Genomic DNA, 14479 nt, shown 5'->3' with positions numbered 1-14479 from the left:
TGTCGGTGCTCGCGCCTTTGACCTTCGCCCTCGTGGCCGCGCTCGTCGTCCTTGCTGCGATGACCGCCTTGTCGACCGTCCGTGGCCGGCCGATCGACAACCCGACGTTCTATGTCGGGTGCGTGGTCGAGGCGCTCATCGTGATCCAGCTCGTCGTCGGCATCGTGCGCAGCGGTGACGGCGACCCGCAGATGTCGGCCGGTCTGTTCATCGCCTACCTCGCCGGTCTGGTGGCGGTGCTGCCGGTCGCGGGGTTCTGGGCCATCGCCGAGCGCGAGTCGCGGTGGGGCACCGGCGTGCTGCTCGTGGCAGCGCTCGGGCTGCTCGTGATGGTCGCCCGGCTCGTCCAGATCTGGAACGGCCAGGGCTGACCGCGCTGGGCGCCCTTCAGCGCGACTCGAAGTCGGCCTTCAGCCGCGCCAGGGTCGTGGCGATGTTGCCCTCCTGGAACTGCGCGAACGGCTTACCACCCGTCACCGCGCGGTCGAAGCGCGCCGCGACGAAGTCAGGCCAGCCCGTACGCCGGTCGGTCCAGGTCTCGGTGACGCGCGTGCCCTCCGCGGTTGGCTCGAAGTCGTACGACCAGGTCGCGATCTTGGCGGGCAGCGCCGGCACACCGAGCCCGATCCGGTAGACCTCGAAGGCGAAGCGCGTCCCGCGATCGGCTGCCGTCACCCGGCAGCGCGTCTCCCAGCTGAGCCGGCCGCGCGTGTTGTGACCCACGAACTGGGCACCGACCTGGGCCTCGCCCTCGTGCGCCCAGGTCACGTCGGCGCCGGTGTTCTCCGGGCTCCACCGACCCATGTGCCGGGGGTCGCTGATCTCGTCGTACAGCGTCTGCGGATCTGCTGCGATGACCACGCTGTCGGACACGGTCATGGTGCGCCCTGCTGGCATGCCAACTCCTTCGGTTCGCCACGACGCACGTGCGCATCGGTGCTACCCGACGGTAACCCGAGGTGAGCTCGGGCACGGCGTCCATGATCGGCCGACTGATGTCGACTTGTGTCGTTCGTCGGAGTGGTAGTGGGATAGCGGTTAAACTGCGCGAGGTGCCCGGGCTGTCCCGCCTGGGCACGACGACGCTGTAAGGCACCACGCCAGGCACGACGGCGGTCCGCGGGGGCGGCCACCGTCACATGTGTCCCTTGCAGCACGAGCCCACGAGGGGGACGCGGTAGTGCGGCACGGAACCACTGCTCCACGATCGAGAGTCAGTCGACGCGACCTCCTGGGGCTGGTGGCCGGTGTGGCCATGGCCGGTACGTCCTACCAGGCTCTGCGTTCACTCAAGGCTCTCCCCGCCGCAGCTGAGACGACGCCGACCGCTACCCCGACGACGGCAGCGCCCCTCTCATTCGACGTGGAGAAGTTCACCTACACCCGCGCCGCGAACCCGGCCCGCACGCTCGTGCACGACGAGAAGAAGCGTCTCGTGGCGACGTTCACCGACAAGGCGCGCACCGTCACGCTGGTCGGGCCGAAGCGCGTCTTCGCCGAGCCCGAGGGCACCGGGGCGACCGTGACGAGCACGACCTGGGCGCGCCTCGCTCCGCAGCCGTGGGCCGCCGGTGCCGAGCAGGGGTGGGCCAAGCCGTGGTTGGTCACCGCGCTGCAGGACACCAAGCCGGACATCCTCGGGATCGCGATGCAATACATCCAGGGCGCCCGCGACATCGTCGACACCCACGGGCGCCGTTATGCGGGCAACGCTTCGTTCGGTCCGCCCGGTGTGGGCGCGCTGCGGCTGGAGGCCTCCGACTTCTACGACTACCTCGGTGTGCCGTGGACCTTCCCGGACGGCCGCACCAAGCCCGCTGACAAGGCTCGCCTCGGCGCGATGGACTGCTCGGGCTACCTGCGCATGGTCTTCGGCTACCGCCTCGGCCTCCCGCTGATGAGCAAGAGCGAGCCGCGACCGGGGCCGGCGATGCCGCGGCGGGCATACGCGATGGCGGCCTACGGTCCCGGCATCTCGGTGATCCCGGACCGCAACGTCCGGCCGGCTCTGGCCAGTCTCGGCGCGCTGCTGCCGGGCGACACCGTCTACTTCATCACCGACGCGGAGCCTGGTATCGACCACTCCGGCATCTTCCTCGGCATCGACAGCGAGGGGAAGCACCGCTTCATCTCCAGCCGAGGGGGTCCGGACGGTCCGACGATGGGCGATGTCGCGGGCAAGTCGGTGCTGGATGGCGACAGCATGTTCACCCGTGGATTCCGCACCGCTAGGCGCTTCTGAGGGAGATCTGATGCAGCTCGAGCAGAGTCGGCCCGGCCACGCTTTAGGCAAAAGCTCTACTGCCTCGTACCATCGTTCGCCGAGACCGTTGGCCTGTCGGGGGCTTCTCACGGGGGACCTTGCTTCATGACGACGACACACGTGCCTTCTGCCGGTGCCACCCAGCTCACCGACCGCGCGAGCGAGACCATTTCCGCCGTCCCGCGGCTGGTCGCCGACGCTGTGGATGCGTCCATCGTGGTGTTCGCGCCCGTCACCGGTGACGCCGTCATGGTCGACCTCGGCGCACGCCGGTCCGTCTTCGCTGCGCCGTCCTCACTGTCGGTTCCGATGCTCCAGGGTTCGGTGTCGCCAGGACTGATGCTCGAGGGCGTCGCCGTACGCGCCGTGCAGCACGTGGTCGCCTCCGACCAGAGCCTGCTCGGTGTCATCGCCGTGCTGGACCGGACACCGCGTGCGGCGTCCCCGGGTGAGTCGGCTCAGCTCAGTGAGCTCGGACGGCTGATCGCGGGGGAGCTGCGGTCTTACACGGTGACTCGCGAGCCTGCGCCGCGTCCTGCTCCGCCGACGTACGAACCCGTGGACACGTACCGCGCGCCGACGCCGACGTACGAGCCCGTAGACACCTACCGCGCGCCGACGCCGACGCCCTCCGGATCTGCTCCCGCGTCGACGGCGCCCGCTGCACCGCCGCGCCCCGCACCGACGCCTGCTACGCCGACGCCGCGTAGGGCCGCAGCCGACGACACGATGGTGATCCTTCCGCAGCGACCCACGACGTCCGGCGCCTCGCCGGTCCAGGCCTCGCGCCCGGCGCCCGCGCCGCGCATTCCGGCACCGTCGACCCCAGCGCCGTCCGCACCTGCAGCCCGGCACCAGCCGCCGCCGCCGCAGACCCAGGCACGGACGCTTCCCACCCCGCCGACTACGCAGCCAGAACCTGCCGCGGACTACCGCTGGCTGGATGTGCCGCCCAAGGCGGCCCGCCCGATCAAGGATCCGACGGTTCCGCTCAGCTCGATCTTGCGCGAGGCGAATGCCGCCACCAACCTGCGGCCGAGTCTGGACACCCAGTGGTCTCAGGGCACCCAGCCAGTCACCCGAGGCACACAGCCGGTCACCCAGGGCGATGACACCGAGCTGCGAGACCGCAGCCTCTCGCTCGCCGACGAGGTTGCCGGTGCGGCCGACTCCCTGAGTGCGCTGCTCGACCACGTCGAGCGGCGTGAGGACCAGGTCCTCCACCGTCATGCAGCCGCGGTCCAGGAGCGGTTCGCGAAGGTGGAGCGCAGCCGCGCCCGGCTGCGGACGCACCTCGAGGGCAACCCGGCCCGCCCGCGGACCCGCACGATGTTCGACCTGCCTGCCGTGATCGACGCCGCAGTGGCTGGGGTCTATCAGGCGCACCCGGGCAGCCGGGTCGATGTCGACCTCATCGACGACTCGCTCACCGTCTCCGCCGACCCCGGCATCGTGCAGCGCGCCGTCACCATGCTGCTGTCCAGTGCCGTCGAGTCATCGCTCGATCGCACGGTCCGCCTCGGCGTCGGGGTGCGGGCCGAGGACTCCACCAGCATCGAAGGCCGGCTGAGCGTGCAACTCACCGCCTGGTTCTCAGGGGAGCAGCTCACCGCGGCACAGCTGGCCCGCCTCGCCGCGCGCTTTGCCGAGGCCTGTCACACGAGTCGTCGTCGGCGTACGGCTCCGCCCGCTCAGCTGCGCGTGACGTCGTTCGAGAACGTCGTGCACGCCGACGCATTCGAGGCCCGTTCGGGACGCGAGCACACCTCGTTCACCGCTCAATGGCCGTTGGACCTGGGCTGAGCACATGGACAAGACCGACTGGCTGATCGCCGTGGCGCGTACCAGCCTTGCTGCCTCACTGTTCCTCGTCGTCTTCATCGCGGCACGGATCCGATTCGCGAAGGGAGACGACCATGAGCGGTCGACGGAGAGTCGCCTGGACTGACCAGCATGCGCTGATCCTGTTCTGCGCCGGCACCGCGACCGCTGTGGCGTTCATCGCGGGCGGTCAGACGGCCACCATCGGGCTCGGGCTCATCCTGATCGCGCTCGGCGCGCTGCTGATCTCGCTGTGCGTCGACGGATTCATCGCGTTGTGCGTCGGACTGTGTGCGGCCGCCGCTGCGGTTTTCCTGTTCCGTGCTCGCGGGCTCTGGGGTTCTGACCACTTCTTCACGATCCTGACGACGGCAGGAGCGATGCTCGTGCTGTCGTGGGTCGCCGGCCAGCTGGGCGCGAGCATCCGCAGCCTGGCCCGGGGCACTCACCAGGTCCGCGCCGTGCCCGATGCGGCACCTGCCGTCGGGTCACTCGGACTGCTGACCAGCTCGGCCGCGATGGTGCGCCTGGACGAAGAAGTCGCGCGCGCCCAGCGAGGCAGCACGCCGCTCAGCCTGCTGGTGATCACGGTGCACATCACCGACACCACGCTCGACGAAGGCTCGCGCACGCGACTCGGACGCAGCCTGGCCCGACTGGTGGAGAGTCTGGCCCGCAGCTCCGACGTGCCGTTCATGGTGTCCGAGCGCACGATCGGCGCGATTCTGCCCGAGACCGATCTCGCCGCGGCGTGGGAGCAGGTCGGACCCATCGTTGACGCAGCAACGCGGTCCACCTTCGCCGACCGCGTCACCGGCGATCGCCGAGCGCTGTCCGACTGCGCCGAGCTGCACGCCGGCCTCGTCCTCCTCGATGAGCAGCACTCCACCGGTGCGGCCCTCCTGGCCGCCGCGCAGGCGTCGGCCGACCCCTCGTCGTACGAACGAAGCGGCGGTCGGTAGGTGCTCTCACAGGTCTGTGGGCTCGGTGTGCTGGTCGTGGCCACCGCAGCCCTCTTCTTCTACTGGCATGTGACCGTTCGTGGGCACAACCGCCGGCTCGAGCAGCTCGACGTCCGCGTCCACGTCAACGGCATCCGTGGCAAGTCGACCGTGACCCGGCTGCTGGCCGGTGTGCTGCGCGAGGGCGGCTTCGTCACGGTCGCCAAGACCACCGGCAGTGCGGCACGGATCATCGCGCCGACCGGCGCAGAGACGCGGATCCAGCGACGTGGTGCGCCCACCATCAACGAGCAGATCGACATCGTGGCCGAGCACGTCACGCCCGAGGTCGAGGCGCTGGTGATGGAGTGCATGGCGGTGCGGCCGCTCTACCAGCAATACTCCGAGGACTACATGGTCCGCTCCGACATCACCGTCATCACCAACGTGCGTGAGGACCACCAGGAGGAGATGGGGGAGACGCTGGAGGAGATCGCGGACTCGCTGTCGACGACGATCCCGACCGGCGGCGTACTCGTCACTGCCGAGGACCGTCCGGACCTGCGCGAGCGACTGCGACGCAACGCCGAGAAGCGTGGCAGCACACTGCTGTACGCCGATCCCGCCGGTGTCTCCGACGCGGACATGCGCGGCTTCGACTACCTCCAGTTCAGGGAGAACGTCGCGATCGGCCTCGCCGTCGGGCGGTTGCTCGGCGTCAGCCGCGAGGCGGCGCTCGAGGGCATGTGGAAGTCGGTGCCCGACGTCGGTGTCGTCCGGCTCAACACCTACGACATCCACGGCAAGGACGTGCTGTGGGTGCCGATGTTCGCGGCCAACGACCGCGAGAGCGTGGTGCTGACGCTGGACACGCTGCGCGCCCAGTTCCCGCCCAACGCCACGGTCATCGGCATCCTCAACAACCGTCGCGACCGCGGACGCCGGGCCGAGCTGTTCGCCGAGATGGTGCCCGACGACCTGTCGCACCACCTGGACCACGTGATCACCTTCGGTGCATTCGAGGACAACGTCACCAAGGTGATGGTCGAGCGCGGTTACGGCCGTGAGCGGATTCACCACCTGGGCGACACCGTGCAGCCGTCCTTGCGACAGATCCTGGGCACCGTCGACCGGCTGATCGATGGTCAGCAGGGCGTCCTGATCGGGATGATCAACATCCACACGGCGCAGGCCGAGATGCTGATCGAGCACTTTCAGCACCTCCGGGGCGAGGACCACCGCGACGAGATCGAGGAGTCCCGCGACCCGTCCCGGGCCCCGCGCGGAGTCCAGCGCGTCGTCCGGGCAGCGACCCGCACCCGCCAGTCGGTGGGCGGCGATGGCTGAGTACGCCGCCAGCCCGGAGGTCGTTCGCATCGCGATCGTCTTCGGCGTGATCATGAGCATGCTCTTCTACGAGCGTGTCCAGCTCACGACCGGTGGCGCGATCGTGCCGGCCTACCTGTCGCTGGCGGTCTTCCGACCGCTCGCGATCGTCGTCACGATCGGCGTCGGATACCTCACCTACCTCCTCGTGACGGTCCTGCTGTCCAAGCGCAAGATCCTTTACGGCAGAAGGAAGTTCGAGGCCGAGGTGATGGTCGGCCTGACGCTGATCATGGGGGCGACCTACGCCGCGCACCTCTTCGACCAGGTCGACCCGATGTTCCTCGGGCTGACCGGTGTCGGCTTCCTGGTGCCGGGCATCATCGCCCACGACATGGCGCGCCAGAAGCCCGGCAGAACCATCTTCGCGGTCGCCATCACGACGGCCGTGCTGGCCGTCTTCGTCCAGCTGATCACCGCGCTGTTCTCGATCCTGCCGGGCAAGAACACTTCCCCCGTCCAGCTGGCCTCCGTGCTCGGCTATCCGCGCGAGTTCCTTGTGGTCGCAGTCGGATTGAGCGTGCTCACGGGCATGCTGATCTTCGCGCGTACCGGACTGCGCTCGGGCGGGTTCATCACCGGCGCCTACCTCGCGCTCGTGAGCCCGCGCTGGGCCGACCTCGCCTTCACGGTCGGTGTCGCACTGGCCACGTGGTTCGTGGTGGTCAGGGTGCTGATGCCCCGGTTGCTGCTCTTCGGGCGACGCAAGGTGTCGACCATGATCCTGGTCGGCAGCATCGTGGGCTGGACCACCGAGATCGTCATCCAGCAGGCCTCCCACGGCGACTACACGCCGTGGCGAGGACTGACCGTCGCCACGCTCATGGTGCCGGCCCTGATCGCCAATGACGCGCAGCGGCAGGGCTGGGAGCGTACGGTCTGGGGCACCGCGCTGGCCGGCCTCGGCGTCTATGCCGCCGTCAACTTCATCGCCGTCAGCACCCACATGGGGGCCGTCCTGTGAGATTCACCGCAGCACACCGGCAACGCGTGACCCGCGTCGTCCTGCCCGGCCTGGCCGCCGCTGTCGTGCTCGGCAGCGTAGCCACGATGACCATCCGGCAGCCGTCCACGCCTGATGCGGCGCTGATCACCTCCTCGATCGACGGCATCGTGGTCGACGAGCAGGGCCGTGCGGTCCCCGGTGCCACGATCAAGACCGACGCCGAGACCGTGGTGGCCGACGAGGGTGGCCACTTCGATGCCGCGATCAGAGGTGCGGAGCTGATCACGGCTTCCGCGCCCGGCCACAAGTCGCGCACCCAGGCCGCCGCTCCGGACCAGACGGTCTCGATCGAGCTCACGTCGCAGGCCGACCACACCGTGAGCATCAGGTTCGGGGGTGACGTGATGATGGCGCGTCGCTACTATGAGCCGGCCGACGGCAAGCCGCCACTCCTGACGCAGACCTCGACCGTGGCCGACCACGCGAAGATCTTGGCGCCTGTTGCCCCGTTGCTCGGTGATGCCGACCTGACCGTCGTCAACCTCGAGACGCCCCTGGTCACCGACCCGTACTACGACCCCAGCAAACCGCGGCCCAAGCGCTACCACCCGAGCAAGAGCCTCGCGTTCGGCTCGGCTCCGGCGACCGCTCAGGCGCTGAAGCAGTCGGGCGTTGACGCGGTCTCGCTCGGCAACAACCACCTCTACGACGCGCTCGACCCCGGTCTGAGCAGCACCATCAAGACCCTCGACCAGGCGGGCATCGTGCACTTCGGCGCCGGGCCCAACGAGAACGCTGCCTGGAAGCCCGCGATCGTCACTCGCGCGGGCCAGAAGGTCGCGCTGCTCGGCTGTACGACCGTCGACGGGCACGACGAGGCCGTCCCCTATGTGGCCGGTCCGGCCCGAGGCGGCGCTGCGTTCTGCACCGAGCCGCGCATGCGCGCCGCTGTGGCCGCGGCCAAGAAGCAGGCGGCCAACGTCGTGGTGATGATCCACGGCGCCATCGAGTACCAGCGGCTGCAGACGCCCGAGGTCCGCGCCTTGTTCCGCGCGGCGACCGAGGCTGGTGCGCAGGCCATCATCGGTGGTCACCCGCACGTGACCGGCGGCATCACGCAGAGCGGCAAGTCGGTGGTCGCGGAGACGATGGGCAACCTGGTGTTCGACCAAGACCTCTGGTCGACGTTCCCCAGCTATCTGCTGCGGGTCGACCTGCGCCAGGGTGCGCCGGTCTACAGCTCGGTTGACCCGTTGTCGATCCAGCGCTATCACCCGGTCCCTGCGGTTGGGGCTCTTGCTGAGGCCTCGGCACGGATTGCCGCCGGCAGCGTGCCCGGCCAGGCGAGGCTCGGCGGCGCGGGCGCGTTGCTGCCGACGAGCAACGCACCGCCCGCCAGCACCCAGGAGGTCAAGGTCGGCAAGGGTGAGATCCGGTCGGTGGCGCCCGGCTGGTGGTTCTCCGGTGCCGCGACACCGACGGGCGGCGTCCGCGCCGGCACCGACCTGCTGTTCGGCACCGGCACCTTCGAGGACCAGGACGTCGATCCCACGACGTCAGGTGGTGACCTGTGGACGTTGGGCAAGTACGCCCGGATCAGCACGGGCGCGCGGTGCAAGCTGGGCGACGGCACCAGTGACCAGGGCATCGAGCTGCTGCGCAGTCCGGTCAGCACCAAGGACGTCTACGCGACTCCCTCCCATCGGCAGATGATCACGCCAGGGCAGTCGCTGACACTCACGACCGACCTGCGCAGAGCGTCTCCTGGAGCCACCCTCGAGCTGCGCTGGTACTACCGCTCCGAGGGCAAGAGCATGAAGACGACCTCGGTCACGCTGCCGATCACCGATACGACGTCCTCAGGCTGCCGCCGTGTGGTCCTGGACGCCGTTGCTCCCAAGGACGCCCACGCGGTCCAGCCCTTCCTGCGGCTGGCGCCGCCGTCGGACGGCCAGAAGTCGCGCCGCCTTGCGGTCGACAACCTGCGGCTCATCGCCTGGGCGCCGGTCGGTCAGGGCGGGCGGCAGTACGACGTCGTGCGCGGCTCGCTCAACAGCACCGGCCGCTTCGTCCTGGACCGGCCGAGCTCGCAGCGCAAGCCGTCTGACCCGCTGCTCGAGGACTCCTCGAGCGACAACTGACCTGCGCCACCCACCGGCAAAAGTTGGTGGGTGGCACAGGTATGCGTGTGCGGGTGGCCAACTTTGCCGGGGTGTGGTGGCGCGTCCGCGTCGTACCGGCCGCATTACGCTGTCCGCGATGAACGAGACCACCGCGGGCGCGCGACGCACCAGCTCAGGACCAGGGCGGATGCTCGTCGCGGTCTACGCCCTGTTCGCCCTGGCGGCCACCGGACGTTCGGTGCTGCAGATCAGCGAATACTTCGACCGGGCGCCCCTGTCCTACATCCTGTCCGCGCTCGCCGCGGTCATCTACATCGTGGCGACCATCGCGCTCGCCCGCGGAGACCGGACATCGGCACGGATCGCCCTGGTGACGATCTCGATCGAGCTGGTCGGCGTCCTCGTGGTGGGCCTGTGGTCGACCTTCGACTCCGATGCCTTTCCCGACAAGACGGTCTGGTCGCACTTCGGCCAGGGGTACGGCTTCGTGCCCCTGGTGCTGCCGGTCGTCGGGCTGTGGTGGTTGCGCCGTACCGGCGCGGTGGCGGGCTTTGCTGAACTGGATAAGTAAACTCCTGTCGTAGCCCGTCACTCGCGGGCCGCAGGACGGAGTCCAGATGAGTGCCGGCGAGACCACCACACCCGATCCGAGCGAGCCCGCGGCGACGTCGCCCGAAGCCATGGGCCGACGCACCACGATGAGCGACATGGCACGGCAGCTCGGCATCTCCAAGGCCGCAGTCTCCTACGCCCTCAACGGCCAGCCCGGTGTCGCGGCCACCACCCGGGAGCGGGTGCTCGCACTGGCTCAGGAGCTCGGCTGGCACGCGAGCTCGAGCGCCCGCGCGCTCTCCGGCTCGCAGACCAAGGTCGTCGGACTGGTCTTGTCCAGGTCACCGGACCTGCTGACCACCGAGACGTTCTTCATGAGGTTCCTCGCGGGCGTCGAGTCCGTGCTCAGTGAGCGAGGCTGGAGCCTGCTGCTGCGCGTGATCGGCGACCATCCCGAGGTCGAGATCGAGACCTACGAGCGCTGGTGGGGCGAGCGTCGCATCGACGGCGTGATCCTGCTCGACGAGCGCTACCGCGATCCTCGAGTCAACACGGTCGAGCGCGTCGGTCTGCCCGCGGTGCTGTGCGGTGGGCCGCTGAAAGATGCTGCTATCCCTTGCCTTTGGACCGATCAGGGCGGCGACGCTGCATTGGTCGTCCAGCACCTCGCAGAGCTCGGCCACCGGCGAGTGGCGCACCTGGCGGGACCAGCCGAGTTCGTCCACGAGCGCGCGCGCCGGCGCGGCGTACGGCGTGCGGCACGTGCTGTCGGCATCGACGTGGAGACGATCGAGGCGCCCTACACCGGGCCGGGTGCAGGAGAGCGCACCCGTGAGCTGCTGACCCGACCCGAGCCTCCGACCGCGATCATCTACGCCTCCGATGTGACGGCACTGGCTGGCATTCGTGCGGCCACGGCCATGGGCGTACGGGTGCCCGATGACTTGTCCGTGGTGAGCTGGGACGACTCCCAGCTGGCGGGCCTGGTGACGCCCAGCCTGACCGCGTTGAGTCGCGACACCCCGGCGTACGGCCGCCTCGCCGCGGAGGTGCTGCTCGACCTGGTGGCAGGCAGCCATCGGGGGAGGGTGCAGGTCGACGCGTCCGTGCTGAAGGCTCGCGAGAGCACCGCTGCCGCGCCGGACTGAGCGTCGACCCGATTCTGCTAACGATCAGGTAACGGCGTCCGCTGGTACTGAACCGGGTAAGCCGTTCAGTGGTGTGATGTGGGTCTCATCGCCAGGTCGCGAAGGCCGGGCCGGATCCCCTGGGAGTCCACGTGAAGACACGTCTCGTGTGTGCGTCGTTCATCGCCCTCGCCGTCTCGGCCACCGCCGCGTGCGGGAGTGGCGACGATGATTCGTCGAGCTCGGGAGGCGGGGGGTCGGCCAAGACCCTCACCTACTGGGCGAGCAACCAGGGTTCGAGCCTGGAGGTCGACAAGAAGGTCCTCACCACCGAGCTGGCGAAGTTCACCAAGCAGACCGGCATCAAGGTCAACGTCGAGGTGATCGGCTGGCCCGACCTGCAGAACCGCATCCTCGCGGCGACCGCGAGCGGCAAGGGTCCCGATGTGCTCAACATCGGCAACACCTGGGCGGCGTCCCTGCAGTCCACGGGCGCGTTCATGCCGTTCGACTCGGCTGCGCTCGACGCGATCGGTGGCAAGGCGAAGTTCGTCGATGCCTCGTTCAAGACCAGCGGCATGGCCGGCCAGGACCCGACCTCCGTGCCGCTCTACGGCCTGGTCTACGGGCTCTACTACAACAAGAAGATGTTCGCCGATGCCGGTCTCCAGCCGCCCAAGACGTGGGAGGAGCTGCAGGCCGCTTCCAAGAAGCTCACCAACCCGGGCAAGGGTGTCTACGGCATGGCGATGGAGGGCGGCAGCTACACCGAGAGCCTGCACTTCGCGTTCATCTTCGGGCAGCAGCACGGCGCGGATCCCTTTGATGCACAAGGCAAGCCGCAGTTCACGACGCCGGGCATGGTGCAGGGCGTCAAGCAGTACGTCGACCTGATGAGTGACGGAGTCGTCAACAAGAGCAGCGTCCAGTACAAGAACGGTCCGGAGGCTCCCGGCGACTTCGCCAAGGGCAAGGCCGCGATGCTGATGAGTCAGAACAACGCCAACAACACCCTCCAGGGTGCGGGCATGAAGTCCAGCCAGTACGGCGTCGTACCGATCCCCACCAAGTCGGGCAACAAGAACACCGCCAGCTTCGTCGCGGGCATCAACCTCTCGGTGTTCAAGAACACCAAGAACAAGGACGGCGCCCTGCAGATGGTGAAGTTCATGACCAGCCCCGCCGAGCAGGAGATCCTCGACCAGCCGTTCACCGCGCTGCCGGTGGTCAAGGGCGGCAAGGTGAAGTTCACCGACAACCCGGCGGAGGCCAAGACCTTCGCCGACATCCTCGCCACGCAGTCGGTGCCGCTGCCACTGGTGCCGGCAGAGGCCGCGTACGAGACCAACGTCGGCAACGCCGTCAACGGCCTGATCGCCAAGGCGGCGACGGGCCAGAAGCCCACGGACGCTGACATCAAGAGCGCCCTCGGTGAGGCGCAGGAGAAGATGGCGACCGCCGGCTGATGGTCGTCGAGACGGTGAAGGCTGCGCCTCGGGCCGCGGAGGACCCACCTCCGCGACCCCGGCGCCGCCGGCTCTCCGGGCCCCGGCTGACGCCGTACCTGCTGGTCCTGCCGGCCGTCCTGCTGGAGCTGCTCGTCCACTTCGGGCCGATGCTCGTGGGCGTCTGGATGAGCTTTCGCAAGCTCACGCAGTTCTTCATCTCCAACTGGTCGCAGGCGCCGTCGGCGGGGCTGGCCAACTACCGTCTCGCCCTGGACTTCGACGGCCCGCTGGGCAAGAGCCTGCTGCACTCCTTCCAGGTCACGATCCTCTACACGATCGCCGTGGTGCTCATCTCCTGGGTCGTGGGCGCCTCGGCGGCGCTCGTGCTGCAGCGCAGCTTCCGTGGTCGGGGCCTGCTGCGCACGCTGTTCCTGGTGCCGTACGCGATGCCCATCTACGCCGGGATCATGACCTGGAGCTTCATGTTCCAGCGCGACAACGGGCTGGTGAACCACGTCCAGAAGTCGCTCGGTCTCGGCGACGGGCAGTCGTTCTGGCTGGTCGGCAACAACGCGTTCTTCTCGATGGCGATCGTGGCGATCTGGCGGTGCTGGCCGTTCGCGTTCCTGATGCTGCTCGCGGGACTGCAGAACATCCCGGACGAGGTCTACGACGCCGCCTCGGTCGACGGCGCGGGCGTCTGGAAGCAGATCCGTTACATCACGCTGCCCTACCTGCGCCCGGTCAACGTCGTGCTGATCCTGATGCTCTTCCTCTGGAACTTCAACGACTTCAACACCCCGTTCGTGCTGTTCGGCCCGACTCCGCCGAAGTCGGCCGACCTCATCTCGCTGCACATCTACGGCAACTCGTTCGTGAGCTGGAACTTCGGCTTCGGCGCGGCCATGTCGGTCCTGCTGCTCCTCTTCCTGCTCGTGGTGACCGGTCTCTACCTCTTCCTCACCTCACGGAGGTCTCGACGTGCGTGATCCACTGTCGTTCCGCATCTTCCGATGGGTCGTCATCACGGTCGTCGGCCTGTTCACGGCCATCCCGCTGTACGTCCTGCTCACCACGTCGCTCAAGCCGCTCAGTGATGTGCAGGGCAAGTTCGAGTGGTGGCCGAGTCACATGACGCTGCGGCCATTCGTCGACATCTGGAGCACCGTGCCGCTCGGCCGGTACTTCGCCAACAGCCTCATCGTCTGTGTGACCGCGACGTTCTTCAGCGTGCTGATCGCGATCTTCGCGGCGTACGCCGTCTCCCGCTACCGCTTCCGCGGCCGGCGGCTCTTCTCCGGAGCCGTGCTGTCGACCCAGATGTTCCCGGGCATCTTGTTCCTGCTGCCGCTCTTCCTCGTCTTCGTCAACATCGACAAGACCCTCGGCAGCACGGTGTTCTATCAGACCCGCGTCGGCCTGATTGTCATGTACATGACCTTCACGCTGCCCTTCGCGATCTGGATGCTGGCGAGCTATCTGGACGGCATCCCCAAGGATCTCGACGAGGCCGCACGCGTGGACGGGTGCAACGCGATGGGTGCACTCTTCCGCGTGGTCCTCCCTGCTGCCCGCCCCGGGGTGATCGCCGTTGCGGTCTACGCGTTCATGACCGCGTGGGGCGAGATCTTGTTCGCGTCGCAGATGACCAACGACACGACGCGCACCTTGTCGATCGGCCTGCAGAGCTATTCGACGCAGATCAACGTCTACTGGAACCAGGTCATGGCGGCTGCGTTGGTGGTCAGCGTCCCCGTCGTCATCGCGTTCCTCCTGCTGCAGCGCTACATGGTGGCCGGTCTCACAGCAGGCGCGGTGAAGTGACCGTGCCGTCCGAGAGCCGTTCGGCCACAACAGGTCTCGTCGAACGGC

General features: G+C 68.4%; 14 protein-coding genes. 13 read left to right on the top strand and 1 reads right to left on the bottom strand.

What is annotated here, in order from left to right; translation table 11 throughout:
- Positions 1-5 precede the first annotated feature (5 nt).
- Positions 6-371 carry a hypothetical protein gene (locus tag VV02_RS19155; RefSeq protein WP_157063470.1) on the top strand — a complete coding sequence of 122 codons (366 nt, stop codon included), beginning with the start codon at positions 6-8 and terminating at the stop codon, positions 369-371.
- 16 nt (positions 372-387) lie between these two features.
- Here VV02_RS19155 and VV02_RS19150 read toward each other — a convergent pair whose 3' ends face one another.
- Positions 388-897: an SRPBCC family protein gene (locus VV02_RS19150; protein ID WP_052594127.1), complete on the bottom strand. Its 510-nt coding sequence runs from the start codon at positions 895-897 to the stop codon at positions 388-390.
- Between the two features lie 358 nt (positions 898-1255).
- On the opposite strand from VV02_RS19150, the gene VV02_RS19145 reads away from it, so the two are divergent.
- The 12 genes from VV02_RS19145 to VV02_RS19095 all read left to right on the top strand — a co-directional run bounded on the left by VV02_RS19145 (position 1256) and on the right by VV02_RS19095 (position 14431).
- Positions 1256-2242 (top strand): NlpC/P60 family protein, encoded by a 987-nt coding sequence (locus VV02_RS19145; RefSeq protein WP_157063469.1) that lies wholly within the window; start codon positions 1256-1258, stop codon positions 2240-2242.
- A gap of 126 nt (positions 2243-2368) precedes the next feature.
- The gene (locus VV02_RS26505; protein WP_052594123.1) at positions 2369-4066 is read left to right on the top strand and encodes a hypothetical protein; all 1698 of its coding nucleotides are present in this window, start codon (positions 2369-2371) and stop codon (positions 4064-4066) included.
- A 4-nt stretch (positions 4067-4070) separates the two neighbouring features.
- On the top strand, positions 4071-4211 hold the full coding sequence (locus VV02_RS26500) for a hypothetical protein (RefSeq protein ID WP_157063468.1): 141 nt from the start codon (positions 4071-4073) through the stop codon (positions 4209-4211).
- Complete coding sequence (locus tag VV02_RS19135) at positions 4180-5046, top strand: hypothetical protein (protein ID WP_052594121.1); 867 nt, start codon at positions 4180-4182, stop codon at positions 5044-5046. Before VV02_RS26500 ends, VV02_RS19135 begins: the two co-directional genes overlap by 32 nt.
- Positions 5047-6372 carry a poly-gamma-glutamate synthase PgsB gene (gene pgsB, locus VV02_RS19130; protein WP_052594119.1) on the top strand — a complete coding sequence of 442 codons (1326 nt, stop codon included), beginning with the start codon at positions 5047-5049 and terminating at the stop codon, positions 6370-6372.
- The gene (locus VV02_RS19125; RefSeq protein WP_052594116.1) at positions 6365-7375 is read left to right on the top strand and encodes a poly-gamma-glutamate biosynthesis protein PgsC/CapC; all 1011 of its coding nucleotides are present in this window, start codon (positions 6365-6367) and stop codon (positions 7373-7375) included. The genes pgsB and VV02_RS19125 overlap by 8 nt, the downstream gene beginning before the upstream one ends.
- Before the next feature lie 26 nt (positions 7376-7401).
- Entirely contained in the window at positions 7402-9498 is a 2097-nt protein-coding gene (locus VV02_RS19120) for a CapA family protein (protein ID WP_052594114.1), read from the top strand.
- Between the two features lie 118 nt (positions 9499-9616).
- Entirely contained in the window at positions 9617-10051 is a 435-nt protein-coding gene (locus VV02_RS19115) for a hypothetical protein (protein WP_052594112.1), read from the top strand.
- 46 nt (positions 10052-10097) lie between these two features.
- On the top strand, positions 10098-11180 hold the full coding sequence (locus VV02_RS19110) for a LacI family DNA-binding transcriptional regulator (RefSeq protein WP_083450289.1): 1083 nt from the start codon (positions 10098-10100) through the stop codon (positions 11178-11180).
- Between the two features lie 131 nt (positions 11181-11311).
- Positions 11312-12625, top strand: a complete 1314-nt coding sequence (locus VV02_RS19105; RefSeq protein WP_052594110.1) for an ABC transporter substrate-binding protein — start codon at positions 11312-11314, stop codon at positions 12623-12625.
- Positions 12625-13596 (top strand): carbohydrate ABC transporter permease, encoded by a 972-nt coding sequence (locus VV02_RS19100; RefSeq protein WP_052594108.1) that lies wholly within the window; start codon positions 12625-12627, stop codon positions 13594-13596. The genes VV02_RS19105 and VV02_RS19100 overlap by 1 nt, the downstream gene beginning before the upstream one ends.
- Positions 13589-14431, top strand: a complete 843-nt coding sequence (locus VV02_RS19095) for a carbohydrate ABC transporter permease (RefSeq protein ID WP_052594104.1) — start codon at positions 13589-13591, stop codon at positions 14429-14431. The genes VV02_RS19100 and VV02_RS19095 overlap by 8 nt, the downstream gene beginning before the upstream one ends.
- Positions 14432-14479 lie beyond the last annotated feature (48 nt).

The organism is Luteipulveratus mongoliensis, assembly GCF_001190945.1.
Taxonomy (GTDB): Bacteria; Actinomycetota; Actinomycetes; order Actinomycetales; family Dermatophilaceae; genus Luteipulveratus; species Luteipulveratus mongoliensis.
The sequence above is the reverse complement of the archived record's forward strand: the minus strand, read 5'-3'. Positions and strand labels throughout refer to the sequence as shown.

Bases quoted from the DNA above. Each gene is read 5' to 3' on its own strand.
- VV02_RS26500 (WP_157063468.1), top strand. From the start codon at position 4,071: ATGGACAAGACCGACTGGCTGATCGCCGTGGCGCGTACCAGCCTTGCT.
- VV02_RS19110 (WP_083450289.1), top strand. From the start codon at position 10,098: ATGAGTGCCGGCGAGACCACCACACCCGATCCGAGCGAGCCCGCGGCG.
- VV02_RS19100 (WP_052594108.1), top strand. From the start codon at position 12,625: ATGGTCGTCGAGACGGTGAAGGCTGCGCCTCGGGCCGCGGAGGACCCA.
- VV02_RS19150 (WP_052594127.1), bottom strand. From the start codon at position 897: ATGCCAGCAGGGCGCACCATGACCGTGTCCGACAGCGTGGTCATCGCA.
- VV02_RS19115 (WP_052594112.1), top strand. From the start codon at position 9,617: ATGAACGAGACCACCGCGGGCGCGCGACGCACCAGCTCAGGACCAGGG.
- VV02_RS19125 (WP_052594116.1), top strand. From the start codon at position 6,365: ATGGCTGAGTACGCCGCCAGCCCGGAGGTCGTTCGCATCGCGATCGTC.
- VV02_RS26505 (WP_052594123.1), top strand. From the start codon at position 2,369: ATGACGACGACACACGTGCCTTCTGCCGGTGCCACCCAGCTCACCGAC.
- VV02_RS19135 (WP_052594121.1), top strand. From the start codon at position 4,180: ATGAGCGGTCGACGGAGAGTCGCCTGGACTGACCAGCATGCGCTGATC.
- VV02_RS19145 (WP_157063469.1), top strand. From the start codon at position 1,256: ATGGCCGGTACGTCCTACCAGGCTCTGCGTTCACTCAAGGCTCTCCCC.